Source organism: Enterococcus sp. OL5 (assembly GCF_006491895.1).
Lineage (GTDB): Bacteria > Bacillota > Bacilli > Lactobacillales > Enterococcaceae > Enterococcus_D > Enterococcus_D innesii.
On the sequence record NZ_VHIL01000029.1, the window covers coordinates 1 to 18,533 of the forward strand.

Annotated in this window: 16 protein-coding genes and 1 pseudogene; 4 read left to right on the top strand and 13 right to left on the bottom strand. The window is 32.8% G+C overall.

The features are described from left to right. Window positions 1–87: 87 nt before the first annotated feature. A complete protein-coding gene (locus tag FJU10_RS18380; protein WP_140966660.1) occupies window positions 88–339 on the bottom strand; it encodes a hypothetical protein in 252 nt (83 codons plus the stop codon). A 284-nt stretch (window positions 340–623) separates the two neighbouring features. On the opposite strand from FJU10_RS18380, the gene FJU10_RS18385 reads away from it, so the two are divergent. Together FJU10_RS18385 and FJU10_RS18390 are read left to right on the top strand one after the other, a co-directional pair. Next, complete coding sequence (locus FJU10_RS18385) at window positions 624–1,382, top strand: LytR/AlgR family response regulator transcription factor (RefSeq protein WP_140966661.1); 759 nt, start codon at window positions 624–626, stop codon at window positions 1,380–1,382. A gap of 334 nt (window positions 1,383–1,716) precedes the next feature. Next, window positions 1,717–2,685: a GHKL domain-containing protein gene (locus FJU10_RS18390; protein ID WP_189372401.1), complete on the top strand. Its 969-nt coding sequence runs from the start codon at window positions 1,717–1,719 to the stop codon at window positions 2,683–2,685. Window positions 2,686–3,200: 515 nt separating this feature from the next. Here FJU10_RS18390 and FJU10_RS18395 read toward each other — a convergent pair. From FJU10_RS18395 to FJU10_RS18415, 5 genes are all read right to left on the bottom strand, one after another. Continuing rightward, the gene (locus FJU10_RS18395) at window positions 3,201–3,506 is read right to left on the bottom strand and encodes an ArsC/Spx/MgsR family protein (protein WP_140966663.1); all 306 of its coding nucleotides are present in this window, start codon (window positions 3,504–3,506) and stop codon (window positions 3,201–3,203) included. 321 nt (window positions 3,507–3,827) lie between these two features. Beyond that, complete coding sequence (gene istB, locus FJU10_RS18400; protein WP_140966664.1) at window positions 3,828–4,556, bottom strand: IS21-like element helper ATPase IstB; 729 nt, start codon at window positions 4,554–4,556, stop codon at window positions 3,828–3,830. Further along, on the bottom strand, window positions 4,532–5,848 hold the full coding sequence (locus FJU10_RS18405; RefSeq protein WP_223273144.1) for a Mu transposase domain-containing protein: 1,317 nt from the start codon (window positions 5,846–5,848) through the stop codon (window positions 4,532–4,534). The genes istB and FJU10_RS18405 overlap by 25 nt, the downstream gene beginning before the upstream one ends. Window positions 5,849–6,075: 227 nt before the next feature. After that, a complete protein-coding gene (locus tag FJU10_RS18410; RefSeq protein ID WP_140966665.1) occupies window positions 6,076–6,276 on the bottom strand; it encodes a hypothetical protein in 201 nt (66 codons plus the stop codon). A gap of 103 nt (window positions 6,277–6,379) precedes the next feature. Next, a complete protein-coding gene (locus FJU10_RS18415; protein WP_140966666.1) occupies window positions 6,380–6,703 on the bottom strand; it encodes a hypothetical protein in 324 nt (107 codons plus the stop codon). A 160-nt stretch (window positions 6,704–6,863) separates the two neighbouring features. On the opposite strand from FJU10_RS18415, the gene FJU10_RS18420 reads away from it, so the two are divergent. Beyond that, a complete protein-coding gene (locus tag FJU10_RS18420) occupies window positions 6,864–7,478 on the top strand; it encodes a recombinase family protein (protein ID WP_189372403.1) in 615 nt (204 codons plus the stop codon). Window positions 7,479–7,893: 415 nt separating this feature from the next. Here the strand turns inward: FJU10_RS18420 and FJU10_RS18425 are convergent, their stop codons facing one another. The 7 genes from FJU10_RS18425 to FJU10_RS18455 form a co-directional block, all read right to left on the bottom strand. Then, window positions 7,894–8,850: a DUF4435 domain-containing protein gene (locus FJU10_RS18425; protein WP_140966667.1), complete on the bottom strand. Its 957-nt coding sequence runs from the start codon at window positions 8,848–8,850 to the stop codon at window positions 7,894–7,896. Continuing rightward, on the bottom strand, window positions 8,847–10,277 hold the full coding sequence (locus tag FJU10_RS18430; protein ID WP_140966668.1) for an ATP-binding protein: 1,431 nt from the start codon (window positions 10,275–10,277) through the stop codon (window positions 8,847–8,849). The genes FJU10_RS18425 and FJU10_RS18430 overlap by 4 nt, the downstream gene beginning before the upstream one ends. A 534-nt stretch (window positions 10,278–10,811) precedes the next feature. Next, entirely contained in the window at window positions 10,812–11,396 is a 585-nt protein-coding gene (locus FJU10_RS18435) for a recombinase family protein (RefSeq protein WP_140966674.1), read from the bottom strand. A 569-nt stretch (window positions 11,397–11,965) separates the two neighbouring features. Then, the gene (locus FJU10_RS18440) at window positions 11,966–12,268 is read right to left on the bottom strand and encodes a hypothetical protein (RefSeq protein ID WP_140966669.1); all 303 of its coding nucleotides are present in this window, start codon (window positions 12,266–12,268) and stop codon (window positions 11,966–11,968) included. 32 nt (window positions 12,269–12,300) lie between these two features. Beyond that, the gene (locus FJU10_RS18445) at window positions 12,301–12,942 is read right to left on the bottom strand and encodes a recombinase family protein (RefSeq protein ID WP_140966670.1); all 642 of its coding nucleotides are present in this window, start codon (window positions 12,940–12,942) and stop codon (window positions 12,301–12,303) included. 231 nt (window positions 12,943–13,173) lie between these two features. Further along, window positions 13,174–14,934: a beta-glucuronidase gene (gene uidA, locus FJU10_RS18450; RefSeq protein ID WP_140966671.1), complete on the bottom strand. Its 1,761-nt coding sequence runs from the start codon at window positions 14,932–14,934 to the stop codon at window positions 13,174–13,176. A gap of 15 nt (window positions 14,935–14,949) precedes the next feature. Further along, window positions 14,950–16,230: a PTS sugar transporter subunit IIC gene (locus FJU10_RS18455; protein ID WP_140966672.1), complete on the bottom strand. Its 1,281-nt coding sequence runs from the start codon at window positions 16,228–16,230 to the stop codon at window positions 14,950–14,952. Between the two features lie 626 nt (window positions 16,231–16,856). On the opposite strand from FJU10_RS18455, the pseudogene FJU10_RS18460 reads away from it, so the two are divergent. Further along, window positions 16,857–18,442, top strand: a pseudogene (locus tag FJU10_RS18460) (IS1182 family transposase). Window positions 18,443–18,533: the final 91 nt, after the last annotated feature.

Genomic DNA, 18,533 nt, shown 5'->3' on the forward strand with positions numbered 1-18,533 from the left:
CAATAACTCCAATAGAAGAAATGAAATTCAATTTTTTGGCTTTCAATTGCGATGCACTGATACCATAAAAAACCGATTTGACATTTTTTACATTGTTTGTCTTAGTAATGACGCAAGATAGAAACATTTATTTCCTGATATATCAATTGAGAATAAAAAAATATCATTTATATCTGTTTGGTATCCGTTCAAAACTGTCTCTAATTGATTGGGAGGCATAATAATAACTGAAGAATTTGGAATTTTACTTTCACCCACTATATTCTTCATCAACAACTTCCCATTGAAATAGTTGTCGTCTAATATATGAATATAAATTCCTGATAAAAATACGGACATCTAAAACCTCCTTTTTTTTCGATTAATTTAATGATATTCTTATCGACAATCAAACTCATCCGCATTCAGGCGATTTAGACCAACATTGGTGCGATACTAAACTTTTTCGAACCATTTACGAATTAATTCATAGTATAGTATAAAAAATAAAAAGAAGACTTCCCTTCAGATATTGCAAAATGCCTTTTGGATAATCTTTATTACTTGTAAAAATTTTTTTTTTAACTTACTCTCTAATTATCAATATTCTGTCTTTCTAAAAATTTGATTAAAGGAGTATAGAAATGAGTGTTGTATTTTGTATTTCAATAATTGAAGATGAATTGAACCAAGCGAAACTAATTGCGGATGCACTCCATAAAATCGATTTTTCAACCAATGAATTTTCTTTGCAAGTAAATATTTCACAAAACTATATTCAGATGTATGAGAATAATTCGCTTAATATTAAAAAAAATGATATTTTTTTAATTGATATCCATTTAAATACCTATTTTTCTGGAATTGAATTTGCAAAACATATTATTGCAATAGAACCTGAAGTTTTCATACTATATTACACTTCAGATCCTGGGAAAAGCATTACCGCAATAAATGAACAAACTCATCCAACAGCCTATATATTGAAGGATTTTGATCAAAAAAACTTAATGAAACAACTTAGAGATACGCTGGAAAAGATTGGCAATCAATTAGAATCTAATGTAAACCAAAAAAACGTAATAAAATTTCTTTATCACGGCGAGTTCTTGTTTATTAACCCTCAAAAAATCTTATACATCCAGACTGTTGCGGGTATTCAAAAAAAGACGATCCTTCACACAGATTCCGGAGAATATATGCTGAATTATCGGCTCATAGACATTAAACCTTTACTTCCTGATAACCAATTTAAAAAAAATTTTAAATCAGTGATACTAAACTTAACGAGAATCCATAAAATTAATCGACTAGAAGGTATAATAACATTTGACGATAATAGTGAAATATATGTTGGAACGAAAGTAATTGACAAACTAAAAAAAGAGAGCAAAATGAGGTGATAGGATGAACCTTTTTGTAATATGTTTTTTCATTGTTGGACTACTTATACTTTTACTGATTGATAGTAAACTGGTATTAAAAAAAAAGCAGACTCTTTATCTATTTTTAATTTATTTATTTTGTTGGTGTATTTACATTCTATTCTCTCTAAAAGGAATATCATTTTTAATATTATATTGGCTTATTAAATTCGTTTTTATACAAAGAAACTTTCATACTTGGTTAGTTCCACTTCTTGTCTTTGTAAAAAATCTTCTATACCTACTATGTGTAGCACTATTATTTAGGGACTTGCCTCAATTATTCTTAAGATATGAAGTATATATAAATATATTGACGCAACTTATTATTGTAGGTTTTATTTCTATCAGTTTTTACTACTTTTATTATGTAACGATAAAAGTAATCTCTTCTTCTCACATACAAGAGACATTATATCTAGTCTCAAAAAAATACAAAGCATCTTCTATACTTATAGTCATTTTTTTTGTTGCAACAATAGGAATTCATGAGTACTTGTACTTTACTAATAACGAAATTGCAATATTATTAGGACTTTTCATGATTATTTTGACTGGAGTATCGCTCAATCTTTTTTTCCTTTTTCTCACAAAAATAATTTACTTGGAAAAATTAGTTAAAAATCTCGGAGAATCCTTAGAAGTCACAGAAGTCACAAATAATCAAATTAAAGAATTCAGGCATGATTACAAAAACATACTGATGGTGCTAAATTACTACTTAGAAAATGACCAATTGAATGAGGCTCAAGCATACTTAACAGAAACGATCAACTATTCCAGTGTCACAACAGAAAAAACAATCTATGAAGAAATTGCTTCTATATCAAATTTTCCTTTGCGAGCCTTATTGAATGAACTCTATAACAAAATACTTGAGACAAAAAATGAAATAGAATTTGAACTACATTATCATCTTACGTCTTTTAATATTCCTCTAGGAACGATTGATTTTGTTAGATGCATGTCCATCATTCTCAATAATGCTTATGAAGCTTGTCTTGATCAAGAAATATCAAGTTTAGAGATAAACATTCAACAAAAATATGAACTTATTGAGATTGAAGTAAAAAACTCCTTATCTATCACACCTACCCTCTCTGCTGCTTTGAAAAAAAATTATTCTACTAAAAAAAATCATAGCGGATTAGGCCTTCATAATTTAAAAAAAATTATCAATAGTTATGATAATGTCGATTTAAATATAGAGATTATTGACGGATATTTTTCTGTAAAGATTTTTTTCCTGATAATTAATCTTTATGTCGTCAAGCTTTTATAAAAAGCTAAATGTTTGTATTTTTCTGAGTATTTTTATCGAGAATTCCATTGTTTCTTCCGATACTGAAAAACTCGAAATACCAATGAAAATCTATGTAAGAAATCCCAGTAAATTATCAGAGCTAGCAAATTCGTAATAAATAGATTTTGAAATTCAAAGCAATTGACCAAAAGAATAAAGGAACAGAAACGTTTATATTTCTGTTTCTTTGAAGTCTTATATTTAATCAGTTCATTACCTACATAAAAGCATTCAAATTTTATTCCTATGGATCCTGTCACTAAAAAATCTAATTAGATTAGATTACTATATATAGTCAAAATCCCTAAAACTACTACTTTCTTTTTGTTTATTTTATCATCATTTCTCAAATGTTCCATCACATGAATGAAAGAGCTGCAGTAAATAATTTAGCAATAATCCCTATAAAAAATAACCCCCGTTATCCCTTAATTGCATACGTCTATATTCCTTTGATAAAAAACATCTTATTTCTCTCTCATTAAATCCAATCACTATCTTTTTTCATTAATGATAATAGGCAGCTTAATAATTGATGGATTCTTTATAAGAATATCGATGAAACATTCTGTTGAACACTCATTTTCATCAAGTTCTAGCGTTTTAAATCTTTTTGTTCGATAGTTGATTATGTCATCAAATCCGTTTTCAGAACATGCCAAAATCTTTTTAAGTTCGTGTACTTCAATCGGATTCTTTTTTGTTATCTTTCGTTCGATAAAATCCAAATTGTAACTCTCAAGCCATTTCATCGCCGTACGCCCCGAGCTAGTATTAGAAAGATAATAAACTTTAATCATATAATCATCTCTCCTAGAAATTTTTCCTAGATTTATTAAAATTGATTATAGCATAGAAAACTGCCCAATAATTCATGATTGAGCTCAGGTAGCTAAAACGTAAGGATCTAAATATTAAAACAATTCATAATAACTTCTTTAAGAAAATTGTTCAAGAATAATAAATAGTCGTAAAACCTATCACTAAAAATCCAATGGAATCAATAGTTATTATGTTTTTATGTTTAATTTTAAATTTGTTTAGTTTGAATAATTTTATCAATCAAATGTTAAACGCAACTGAAAAAGGGGCCACCGGATGATTCAAAAAGGGGCCAAAAATTAGTTTAGCCATTTCTTTGTATCTTCTACACGAAAAGATGGACCACTTAGATCCAATACATGGGCCCGATGGGCCAAACGGTCCACCATTGCTGCTGTAAGCATTGGATCTTTAAAGGTTTCTTCCCAACGATCAAAAGACAGGTTTGTCGTAATAATCATCGAACCGGCAGTCGTTTGATTTGAGAGAAGATTAAAAAGTATTTCACTTCCTATTTGATCAAAAGAAACATAACCTAATTCATCCAAAATCACCAAATCGTATTTGCCAAATCGACGCTTATAAAAGTTCAACTGGTTCGCACTCATGGATTCTTTTAGCTCAATGACCAAGTTAGGGATATTCGTAAATAAGACACTTTTTCCAGCCAGACATGCTTCCATTCCCAAAACAGTCGCTAAGTGTGTTTTTCCAACACCAGGATTACCCATTAAAATAAGGTTTTCTTTTTGATCAATGAATCTTAACGTTTTTAGTTTTTTAATTTGTTTCTTCATTTTCACTTCCAAGTGGCTATCCATGTAATCATCAAACGTCACTTTACTTGGCAATTTCGATTGACGAATCAGTGTCTGAATTCGGTTGTTTTGTCGCTGCTCAAGCTCTAACGTAAGTAATTGTGTGAGAAATTCTTCGAAGCTTTGATCCAGATCGATTGCTTGTTGAAGTAAAGTTGAATAGTTTTTCTTCAGATAAGGCAGCTTTAATTGTTTAGCATATGCTTCAATCCTTTATTAGCCACCTTCCTCACATTGTGGATCAAATTATATTCCTGCAGCTGGTTTCTCGCTTCGTTTACTGCTCGACTAGGTGGTGTTTTAGAGACCTTATGGTCTTTCAAGGCTTCTTCTTCTAAATGAATGATCAATTGATCTAAAGAGAAATTCAAATGATTTTCAATAAATTGAAGAAATCTACGCGGTGTCTTTTGATAATACTGAAGAAAACAATGCCGCAACTTAGGTGTCTTCTTCAAAACAAGTGAGTGTTCCAACGACTTGGGTTTCCGTAAAAAAGTAGCTATATAATGGCGAATATCGACAGAGTACTGCTTTTCTCCCTTCTGAATAGGGTGTGTCTCGATAATCTGACTGGAACCGACGATTTTCAGTTCATTGAGATAACGTTTCACGTTTACTTTCTGACCAACCAGATAATCTGGAACTGAGTAATAGTTGCCATTCACATGGACGAAACTATACTTATCTACTGTTTGTTTTGTGGTAATACCGTAATCATAATATCCTCGTAATGACTGTAATTGTTCCTGCTCCTCAGCGATCGTTGAGTCGATGTTTAATTCAAGTAGCGCTTGGTCTAAATGTTTTTGGGCATGTCCGACTAATTCAAACTCATACTGTTTTGTGAACGCTTTTCGTCGTAAGACCTGTACACTTTTCTCTACATGCCCTTTTTCATGGCCGCTGAAAGGATTGGTCATCACTGGCTCAAAACGATAATAAAGGGCCATCTTCACTAACTCGTCATTGAGTTCCTTCTTGTGCCGGCCGACAAAGCGTTTCACTACGTTTCGCATATTGTCATAAACTACAGTAGAATAAACGCCTTGGAGTTGTTCAAAGAAACAAATATGAGCATCCAAGAAAACCTGTTGGTTGGCAGATTCATAGAGCTTCCCCCAGCGATAACCAGAAGCTGGACAAGAGAATACTGCGAGTGTCAATGTTCTCTTTTGTTGGTTGATCAGACATTTTACTTCACCGAAATCAAACTCGGTTCGATACCCTAAAGGATAAAGCTGCTTGATATAAGCCTCCTTTTTCGCTTGGAGCTTTTCCCGAATATACGGACGTAGAGTACTCTGTCCGATATCATAGCTTTCTGATACCAACATTTCGTGAATAGCCACAGTTGTCAATCGTTGTTTATGAGAACCAAGTTGTTTCGCTTTTAATTGATCAAAGGCAAGTATCTCTTCGACCCGTTGGTCGATTTCAGGAGTAATCGCCACGGGGTTCAAAACGATAATCGAAATACATAAAAAACCCTCCTTTGCCACAGTTCATTATAAGAACTAACGTTCGCTCTGTAAAGAGGGAGGGACTCGTCTAATTTTTTTTAGTAACTAATAGGAGTCAATGGCAATACGTACATCGATGTATTCTAAATCGGTACAAACAAGGGGATTTATCCATCGGTTTTCTTTCAAACGAGCTTAGAATTGCCCTATGACACCCAATAAATAGAAAAACAAGCGAACCGAGAGAAGGATTCGCTTGTTTCTGATCAGTTCTGTTTAATTTTATCTAGGATCACTTCAAATGTTTCAAAGGTATCTATATCTAACTGGCACAGCCAAAGTAAGTATTTCTTTTCCTTATATGTCCAGTCAACAGTGGGGTAGGAGGTGGTCAAATTATTGTATCTTGCTCTTTGTTCACTTGATGCTAGCTGCCAGCGTTTCTCAAATATTTTTTCTTCTTCCATTATCGATCCCCCAAAAAGAACGCTGCTTGCAACTTCAATAACGGGCAGCGCAAGTCTAATTATGCAGATCTAAGTATAGAATAACAAACAAATATGAAAAAACTTAGAAGGTAGTAAAAGTTCTGCCGTCTTTTGCTTTGCTTCTATTCTTAATATGTTTCGTTATAGTCGCTCTACATAATTTTTCACTGATTACACACTCACTTATTGTTGCATACTTCCTTACATTGCTCTCTTGATCAATTACTTCTATTCCATTGGCATCCTGATAGTTCATAGGAGAAGCGCGGCCATCATAAATTGTTGATCCTATCTTTTGAACTTCTTTTACAATTTTTGGAAAATCCACCCATTCTGCTTCAGCTGTCAAATGTAATAATCTATAGTACTTATCTTTTCTTTTCAATCTAGGAAATCGCCACTCCATTCTTTTTCTTCTATTATAAACTATTTATCTTTAATAATTCAAAGTGCGAATGTATGTTTAAAGTGTACCCTAAATAGACAAAAGTATAACATTGAAAAATATGATTTTCCAATGTATGATTAGGGTGTATTTTAAATGGTTTGAGAAAGTAGGTAAATTTTTGAAAATTGCATATATTCGAGTTTCATCGATTGATCAGAATGAACAACGTCAAATCGAGGAAATGAAAAAGTTTGGTGCCGAAAAAATTTTCATCGAGAAACAATCTGGAGCGACTATTACTCATCGACCGATTTTTCAGGAAGCTCTAGATTTTGTCAGAGAGCAAGATATTTTTATTGTAGAAGCCATCGATCGACTTGGACGAAATTATGACGAGATTATCGATTCAGTTAATTATCTAAAGAAGAAAAACGTGCGACTTATTATCACCAGTTTACCGATTATGGCTGAAGCAATCGGAAATCCTCTCCTGGATAAATTCATTAAAGATTTGATCATTCAAATTTTGGCTATGATTGCCGAGCAAGAACGGACAGAATCTAAACGACGTCAGGCACAAGGGATAAAGATTGCTAAAGCAAACGGCGTCTATAAAGGTCGTCCTAAGTTATACAGTGCAGACACAAAAGATCCTCAGCGACGCCTTGTTTATAAAAGCATCGTTCAGGATCTGGAGAATGGAGTTGCTATCTCGAAAATTGCAAAAGACTACAATGTGACTAGGCAAACAATTTACCGAATAAAAAAAGAATTAGATCAACTAATTGTATGAATTTTTTTGAAGCACGTAATTATTAATAGCTTTGTTTTCAAGATAGACAATCATGTTAAATTCATCTAACTAAGTTGATTATATTTATGATAACTAGATATTAGTTTACATAAATATAATCAACGAAAAAATCATCCTGATTTGAAGCTGTTTATCTCAGATAACTTTGTATAATCTATGTTATGTAAGCTAAAATACAAAGCAGACTAAGTCAGCAAAATTAAATGTCTCAAAGTTAATTTGATTTTTTTAGATTCCTTGCAGGTGTTTTAAACTATCTTTTAAATGAAAAAGACTAGGTATTAAATTTCACCTAGTCATTATTATTTATTTATTAACAAATATTTGATACAACGAACACTTCATATAAGCGTTATTCATATGTTCAATATATTACTTTCAATATCTTAACTTCTTAACCAAAAGATTCTTCAATTGAAAGAATTTTATTTCTATATCTTGTACTTTTGAAAATAATATTCTTTAACAGTAGATCAAAAACATTACCTGAAAATTTTAAGCAAGATACACTGATAGCATTAAAAATACAATCAAGTGATTTTAATAATACTTTTCCCTTAAAATAGTATCGGCAGAATTGAATAAAGCTTTCCGGTAATGAGTATTCACTTTCTTCCCAAAAGGCATTTACCTGATCATATAAATCATCATCTATTTTCACTAATGCCTGTTCAAAAAAGCTGTTGATTCTCTCCTCTATCGTATCCCCCACACATAAAGGATGACGGCCCTGGAGGATTGCAGAAAACGATAAGTTTTTAATCATTTGTGCAAAAGATGTGATCGTTGTTTCATTAAAATCAAAATTATGTAGTCCGTGATAGTGTATCTCCCTTATCACAACTACTTTATAAAACAAAGAAAAACTCGAATCTATATTGGTTGTTTTTATTGCTTCTAGCGTTGTTCTAACTTCTTCTGGGCTAAATTTCCGAATACTATTTACGATATATTCCTCTAAGACTTCTTCATCAAATAGATAGTTTTCCAGTTCATAATAATCGTAATAGTAAATATTATCTTCATGTTCGTTTAAATCAAGTATGAAGTCATAATCTCTATCCAGCAATACTCTTATCTCTTGATCTGACTTATTATCGTGATAATAAGCCAACGCATTCTTTTTCCCATCGACTCTACTTTCGTCTAGTGACGATGCTGTTCTTACCTCAAATGTCAGATTTTTCTTCTGGTCATAATAAAATCTTTCAATACACTCTTTATCTGAGTTCCCTTCAACAATTAATATCTTCGGAGGTTTAGGAAATCCAAAATAGTCATAGGCAAGCTCATCAGTCTCAAGTGTTTCAGGAATAGAACTTCCCTCTTCTATAAATACTTGATTACTCAATCAATATCCACCAACCTAACAACTGTACTATCCAATTTCTTATTTAAAATATATGGGGAATGAGTTGCAGAAATTATATTTACATGCTGTTTTGACATCAGGTTCAGTAATAATTTATTTTGCCATTTTACATGCAATGATAATTCTGGCTCGTCAATGATTACAAGAGAAGGTCTATCCTCTGGTAGTTTGATTGCACAATACACTAAAAACGTAAATAATTGTTTCTCACCGGTGGATAATACCGAAAAGTCAACTTCCTTCCATCTTTTTTCGATCACTAAATCGTTATTTTTTTTCTTTACTAATTGAATCTTTCTTCCGGAAAAGTCAGCTATATTTTCAGCTATATAATGATATGAACTAAGTTCATCATTCAATTTTTTTTGATATTCCTCATATAGAGTTTCCAAAATTGCTAAATACTCGGTCCATTGCATCCGATTGTATACAAGATCTAAAAAGTCTTCCGCGCTAGCTTCATCCCCTTTTTCTCTGCTCTCAATGAAGTTAACAGCTTTATTATTTTTTTTGTAGTAATACTCTGCAAAATCTTGTAGCTCCCTGGGATCAATATCTAATTCTAGTATCTGATTTATATTAATTAATCTATCTCGTATAACATCTTTTTCTGTTTTATGAGCCGTAATACGTATCCCTTCTCTATCATCATTCATGATAGACTCAATAAACTTTTTAATAAATGACTTTAGGAGATCATCAAGATTTTCTGAAGTAATTTCATTAATTTCTTTTGAATAATCCGAAAGTATATCATTAATGTCACTGTTTGAAATTCCTACAACTCTTCTATCTTTTAAACTAAAATTACTGTAATTCCTATTTTCAAGTCTATAGGCAAGGTGTTTATATGGGATATTAAAATATTCTTCTATATCAATGTCTATGCGTCTATAAGTTGGAAAGTATAATATAGATTCGTTAATATATCTCAATTTTTGGTATAGATATTTATATCCAAGCCCCAAAAAATAGGATAAGAGTGTATCTTTCTTTTCTAAGACTAAACCACTTTCTAATATTTCCTCTTGTTTACGTGAGTCTTGTGGAAAATCAATAAATATTTTATCGGAGTGGTACACTCGCTCACAATTTATTTCAATATCAGGTTCATTTCTTCTTGAAAAAAAGTATGTAATTTTTAATTCTTTGAAATCTCCTTGTTCTATTTTGTGCACTTCAATTTTTTTTACTTCGTTAAATTCCTTCTTAAAAGTAACAATAGCACGTGAAAAATCGTAATCTATTAGATCATGTACTGTTCCAGATAGAATATAATAAAGTATATTCAGAATAGTTGTCTTCCCATTTCCATTATCACCAGTAATAATTAGCGCTCTTTTCTCAAACTGTAATTCAATATCCTTTTCACCAAAAAGATCCTCTATTATGAATTTTGCTATCATACCGTACCTCCTAAATTTGTGCCCTCTATAAACTACTTGCTTACCTTAAACTATTAGTTTTAACTAAAATAGAAGAAACTTCCATGCAAGAAAACTTGCTACTATACATGTTAAATAATAGCACAAATTTAATATAAAACACTCAAAATATTTAAGAACAAACGCTAAGAGTACTTATTTCATTCTTTAAAACAGTAAATAGATAGTTGTTGTTTCGTTACGTAAATACTGAAAAAAATAAAAAGAGAAAAGATACGGAGTTATCCATATTCTTTCTCTCAATTTTTTGAAGAAACATATCTAATGAAGATTATTCATAGACATTTTCAACATCATTTTTTCGAACTACGACCAATTCCACTCTTTTTACAAGCTTACCTTTGTTGGGTTTACCAAATAATCGCTGATACGTCTATTCATCATCAACAGTCCAGTCTTCACCAAACTTCTCTGCCTTTAAGACTCCCCATGACTTGACGATTTCAAATTGCTTTTCATTCATCTTCTACTTCTCCTAAACTTTTTTAACCTATGCTATATAATTCCATCTTCCTTCTCCATCTTTTTTAAGTATCGATAAATTGTTGTACGGGAAACCTGCCAACGCTCGGCGATCGTCTTAATAGGTGTACTGTTATCAATCAAGGTCTTCATCAGCTGTAGGTCCAGATCCGTAAATTTTTCCGGCCGGCCACCATATCGGCCTCTTGCTCGAGCGGCTTCTCTACCAGCTGCCGATCTCTCTAAAATCAGATTACGTTCAAATTCTGCAAAAGCCGCAAACAAATGAAACATAAGCTGACCGGTCGAACTGGATTTATCCATTGTGATATTCTCCTGAAGACTATGGAAACTCACGCCCCGATCATTCAATCTATTGACGATCGATATCAAATCTTCCATATTCCGTCCTAATCGATCCAAACGCCAAACAATAAGTGTATCTCCAGATCGTACAAAGTCGATCGCAGTTTCTAAACCTGGTCGATTACTTTTTGCTCCACTCATATGATCCGTAAAAATTTTTTCACAACCGAATTTTTTCAAACTATCTTCTTGTAAATCTAAATTTTGCAATCCGGTGGAAACTCGTGCGTATCCAATTTTCAAAAAAATCACTCCTCGATTAAATTTGTTGTAACGTAACTTAATGACGAAGGAATAACTGAACATAGATTTTGTTACGGGTTTCTGAACACTCTTTTTAACAATTTCATCATGTACATTCTATTTTTTGAAATCTAATTTGCTCAACATATCTGGCCGCCAAGAACGGTTTATATATTCCAATAAGCAAATAGACCACCAAGGTATACTCTGTTGTCCTCGAGAGAGAATAACTTTCTGACTTAATTAATTGAGCCACCAAAAGAGCTATGAAATGAGGAATCAAAAAGGGATCAAAAACTTTTGAGTTTCTGACCCCAATTCAATTTATTACAGTATTTGATCATAACTAAAGCTCTAACTAATGTAAGAATTGATTTTTTGTTATCTGTGCTCAACTTAATCTAAGATTACGTCCACTATTTCAAAGAAATCTATATCTTAACTGTTATAACCAAAGCAAACACTTTGTTCTTATTGTATAAATGTAAAGAATGAGTGTTGCTTAAAATTAAATAGTAGGCAACACAAGTTTTATCACCTATATTTGATCATAGCGTGACAAACAAATATAAAAAAACTTAAAAGGTAGTAAATTTTCTGCCGTCTTTTGCTTTACTTTTATTCTTAATATGCTTCGTAATGGTTGCTCGACACAGCTGTTCTTCAGTTACACATTCATTGATTGTCGCATAATTTCTGATATCGTTCTTATGATCAGTTACTCTTATTCCATTTGCATTTTGATAGTTCTGAGGGGACGCACGTCCGTCTGAAATAGTTTCTCCCAGAACTTGAACCTCTTTTACAATCTCTGGATGATTTAACCACCCCTCTTCAGCAGTTAGACGCAAAATTTTGTAATAGCTATCCTTATTCTTCATTTAGGGTGGTCACCTCCTATTTTTTTCTTCTATTATATAGCTTCATTTTGTGTTTGATTTCTTCTATCTCTCACCGCATACACAGTTTTCCTAGTAATGTGTAATTCCCTAGCGATTGCTGCAATGGAAACACCAGCGTCTAATTGTTCAATAATCCGATTATAAACAAGTTTATCTGCACCTGTTGCTTGATCATGATATTTCACCGGTCTGCCTTTATAGGTGCCTAATTCTTTTGCAATTTTGATTCCTTCTCTTTGTCGTTCTTTTATTTTTTTTCTCTCCGATTCAGCAACATAGCTAAACACTTCAATAACGAGATTTGTTAACAAATCTCTCAAAGTTGGATCATTGATACCTGAAAAAGATGGTAGATCCAAAATTTCTATATTTGCGCCTTTGGCTTTTACGGTTTGAAGTAGTTCCTTTAGTTCACGACTGCTTCTCCCTAATCGATCTAAGCTAGTCACAACTAAAGTATCTCGTTCACGTAAAAATGATAAAACGTTTGTTAACTCTGTTCGGTCGCTTGTATTTTTCCCCGAAGCTTTTTCTTCGAAAATTCTTAAATCTTCATCAGTGATCATTTTTTCTTTTTTCCATTGGTGAATGGCTTCTTTTTGACGAGCTAAATTCTGCTCGCTAGTCGATACTCTCAAATATGCAACAAACACGAAAATCACTCCTAAAATGTCCTTCTTCAAATAGTATATAATATACAACCCAAAAGATACAATCATTAAAAAAAGAAAACTCCTGGTTTATCAAGAGTTTTCAGAGATATTTTAGGTTTGTCTTTGTCGTATCCTATGGGTATACACATAGGGTGCATCGTTTTCAGTTTATATTATTTGTTTATCTTTTTTGTTAAAAAACATAATATTAGTTTTATGGAGAGAACAGGTTCAGATTTTTTCCCACCGCTTTTTAATTTCAAATGCGATTGATTTTGGTCTACGATCTCGGGTAAAAATCCCTTTTTTATTCCCGTCAATACGACGAATATTTGCTGCTGTTGCAAAATCTGCAAAATTCCAAAGGTGTTCTCCTACTACATATTCTAAAGAATCCAAGACTTCAAAATTTGCTCTATAAAAATCGATTTGGAATTCTTCTGAGTACGGAGTCCGATATAAGGAATGTAATCCAGATATTGTATCCGCTCCAAACTCTGAAAACATAATTGGTTTTTCTGGGTACTTATCATGCCATTTCTCGAGTTCTTTTCGTAATCCAATCATTGCTGAATCTAAATCTCCGTGATCAATATACCAACCATAATAACGATTTAAGCACAATATATCAACTAACCCTGCTACTTGATCTAATTCTGGAGTCGCATTGACTATGTTCGGAATGACTACTGGCCTCTTTTGATGATCCAATTCTTTTGTTAAGTCAACAAGTGGTTGAAAATACTCTCCTGCTCCTTTTTGATGACTTGCTGGCTCATTTGCAATAGCCCATACAACAACGCAAGCATGATTTTTATCTCGCTGTATTAGTTCTTTAATTACATTTTTGTGGTTTTCATGTGTTCTGAGTGTTTCCCAAGTATTTTTATTATTCGTATTGAGATTTACATCTACATGAAAATTCGTAAACAATCCAACACCTGGAACTTCATCAATAACAACAATCCCCTCTCTATCAGCTAATCTCATTTCTTCTTCTGAATAGGGATAGTGTGACGTTCTAAAAGAATTTGCCCCAAGCCACTTCATTAAATTTTTATCTAAGTTTGCAACTGCTCCATTATACCCTTTACCTAAAACCGGAAAATCTTCGTGTTTTCCAAAACCTTTAAAGTAAAATTCCGTATCATTAATATATACTTTATTATTTTTAATTTTAACTATTCTAACACCAAAATCCTCACTATAAGCATCTAACAAATTGCCATTTTTTAAAATATTTACTTCTAACCGGTATAAATAAGCATCCAATGGTTGCCATAGACGAGTATTATTAATCGTTAATGGGATTTCCAGCCCATTACTAGTTGCAACAACTTGGTCATTTTGATCAATAACTTTAATTTCTACTTGATCAAATTCCCCCACAATTGTAATTTCAGGTGTGATTTTTGTTGTTCTATTCTGCAAATCATAATTTACAATAATATCTTCTATATAAGTCTGTGAAGTAGTATAGATTTTGACCGGCCGATGAATACCACAATAATTGTAAAAGTCAAATCTTGGTGTAACGACTGGTTTACCATTCTTTTCTTGATAGAATCCACAAGGTAAAGTACTTTCATCAAGAATATTTGACACACAGACTTTTAAAACATTTTTACCACTCTGAATAAAATCATCAAGTTCTACCTCAAAAGGAGTAAATCCCCCTATATGATGAGCTGCTTCTTCTCCATTGATAAAAACCGTAGCTTCATGTGTGACTGACGAAAATCGCAAAACTTTTCTTTGATTTGCCAAAGAACTGGGAATAGTAAACTCTGTTTCATACCAAAAATTACCAACATGTTCTCTTTGATTTTCATTAATTAATTGATCATTGATTGATCCAGGAACTGCTACTAAGAAAGAATTTTTTAAAGGTAGCTTAGGATCAATTTCTCCATTGCTTTTTTCAATCTCAACACGCCACATACCGCTTAAATCAATTAATGTTCTGGTCTCATTCATAACTGGAAATAACATTTTTTTACCTACTTTCTACTCTTGGTGTTTTTGTTCCTCTAAATAAGCATCCTTATCAATTAACTTGAACCACGGGTACCATAATATTGGAGATAAGACTAACTGTAAAACAACTTGCATTATGATTATGGACACGCTTCCACCTATACTTGCATGAAAACCCAAAGGAAGTCCAAAAACTGCTTGAGCACCTATCGTACGCTCTACTAGACCAATATTTGTTAAGAAATAGGCAATACCTAAGCAAATTGAATTATTAAAAATAAATGGAAATGCCATTTTAAAATTCAAAACTAATGGAGTTCCAAATATAACAGGTTCTGTAATTCCAAATAAAGCAGGAATGATTGAAATTTTACCCATTTCTTTATATCGCTGGCTTTTACTGACAAAAAGCATCAATAAAACCAATCCTAATGCAGATCCTCCCCAACAAACAATATTTACAAATGCATGAGTCACGATGTTTGGCAATGGCTGCCCTGATTCATATGCAGACAAATTTTGAACATTTAATGCCATCCAAATTGGTGTTACTACTGGTGCTATAACATTAGTACCATGAATTCCTAAGAACCATAAAAATTGCTGAAATATAATAATTAACATTACCGCCCAGATAGAACTTCCAATTCCTTGTAGAGGGGTTTGAACGATAGTAAAAACTAATTGATGAATATTACCAAAAGAAGTCAAACTGAACAAGTATGCAACCAAACCAGAGATCGTACCTAGTAAAACAGTAGGAATCAAAGATTCAAAAGATCGAGATACCATAGGAGGAACGCTAGCTGGCATTTTTATAGTCCAATTACGTGCTTTGATAAAAACATAACCACGTCCAACTAACAATCCAATAATAATCGCTGAAAACATACCACTGGTACCAATCCATGTTAAAGGAATTGCTGTAATATTAGAGTCTTCTACTAAATAACTTCCTAAAGGGGTAAAAATCAAGAAATTCATAATAGCAATTAATCCCACTGTGTTGCTTTCTTCCCCCAAACCAAACTTTGTTGTTAAATTTTTTGCAATTAAAAATACTAAATATATTGAAATTGCACCTATAGTTAAATTATATATTGCACCAAAAAAAACATCTATCCCTATATTCTTGAAGAATGTAGCAACACTGGTAATAGGAAACGCTTTAAAAATAACTGCAAACGAACCAAATATCATAATTCCTATTAAGGCCATCATCGAATCAGAAATCGATTTAATATATTTGTTATTACTAAATTTCGTAATTCCTGCCAAAACTCCATCAAATTTAGTCATTATTTTATCCATACTTTTCTCCTCTTTCTTATCATATCTAACATTTTTACTCTTCGAAGATATTAATTCCAAAAACGCAACTAGTATATTAGCATATTAGCATGCGCTTTCATTAGTTGCAACAGTTTTAAATTTATTTTTTATACCAAAACTAATATTATTCTCAGAGAGAATATCTGAACTATAAAGGTTAAAAATCTATGGTATAGAGAACATCTGTATCAAAAATAATAAAATTAAAATTATTTACTAGCAAAAAGAATAATTCGAAATACACACTATCATTAAATTATTAGAAAATAGATTTTTTCTAAATGGATAAAGATTGATCGTTATAAAAGTATTTAAAATTCTTTAATTTTTAAGAAATATTTTACAATAAATTATATAATTACATTACGTAATAATAAAAAATCCTCTATCACAATTACTATACCTATTTTTAAAAATGTATTTCTAATTTTATAAGAATTATTACAATTATTAAAAAAGATAAGGGACTGTGACATAAGTCTATAGAAGAAAACCGCAAGAAATGACGAGAAATCGTTCATTTCTTGCGGTTTTTTGGGTAAAATAAAAAGGAGCACCGGTTCCCGCCAATGCCCCATCATTTAATCCTGAAAGGACTAAACAAAATGTATACTAATTATAACATGAATCAACTCACTTTGGATCTATCTACTTCATTTTCTCCAAAAGAAAATCATGTCGCCGTTTTTATCCATGAACTGGTCGAAGCGCTTCAGATTAATGACCCCTATCTTTTTGGTCGACAAGAGAATATGATTTAGGTGCCATGATGAAGTTGGTTCTTTTTGCGTATACGCGAGAAACCTTTACAAGACGCAAGATTGAACGCTTAGCTGAAGAAAACGTATATGCTCGCTGGTTGACACAAGAACGGGTTCCAACTTATCGAACGATCGCCCGTTTTTGTGTATCCAACGATGTGCAGGAATTGACCAATAAAGGCTTAGATCAATTGACAGAGTATCTGCGTGCACGGAATCTGATTGATGATGCGTTGTTTATTGACGGGACCAAAATCTTGGCGGATGTGAATAAATACAGCTTTGTCTGGAAGAAAAATACGATCCGGTTCGATCAAATGAATCGCGAAAAATTGCTTACTATGATAACGGAACTAAGAGAAGCATATGCCCTGAAACAGATTCCCGAAGGGACGACCTTGACCGTAGACATGATAGATGAACTGTTAACACGGATGGAACTACGTCTGGAAGAACTAGAAAAAGAAGTTGAGGCAACGAAACGTCTTTCGCCAAATCCAGCGAAACAACAACGGCGAACGTTGAAAAGCCAAGTACCCAAATTAAATACAAAACGAGAAAAACTTCTGGAACATCAAACCCAGCTTTCTACTTATGGGACAAGAAACAGTTATTCAAAAACTGATCATGATGCGACATTCATGCGCGTAAAAGTAGACCCTATGAAAAATGGCCAACTTAAGCCTGCTTATAACCTGCAGATCGCTACTTGTAATCAATTTGTACTCGGCTACGATGTCTTTCAAAACCCAACAGACACTATGACACTGAAACCATTACTGGAAAAGATGAAGATTGCACAAAAGGCCCCTCATTATTTGGTCGCCGATGCAGGCTATGGTTCAGAAAGTAATTACCGCTATACAGAAGATGAACTTCCCCAGCATACTGCACTGATTCCTTATGGAACGATGTTTAAAGAACAAAGCAAGAAATGGCAGACAGATGATTGGAAAGTAATGAATTGGGATTATGAGCCTAAGGAGGACTTTTACATCGACCCCAAAGGGGTGCGATTCAATTTTCATGCTTACCGTCAACGAACAGATGCGGATGGCTTTGTCCGAGATTTTAAAGAATACCAAGCAGAAAAAACGGATGCGAACCAAGCGCTCATTCCTAAAGCCTTAACCCCAAAGGGGAATCGCAGAAAGATCACTGTAAATCCGTCTTGGGAATACCATAAAGAAAAACAAAAAGAGCGCTTATCAACGCCTGAAATTCAAAAAATATATGGTCGGAGAAAGATCGACGTGGAAACAGTCTTCGGATTTATGAAGGCTTGTTTGGGTTTCACTCGATACACGGTTCGGGGCTTAGAAAAAGTCAGAAAACAGACGGGTTTACTCATTACGGCAATCAATATGGGCTCTATAATTTATGGGACTGATGAATCAGAATTGATTCTTCAGCCCCATTTTCATTATTGACTTTAGTCAGTTTCGTTCGCGTAGCGTACGAAACAAAAAAACCGCGCGTTTCTACGCGTGGACGAAATAGCTTTAGCGATAAAAAACTCCT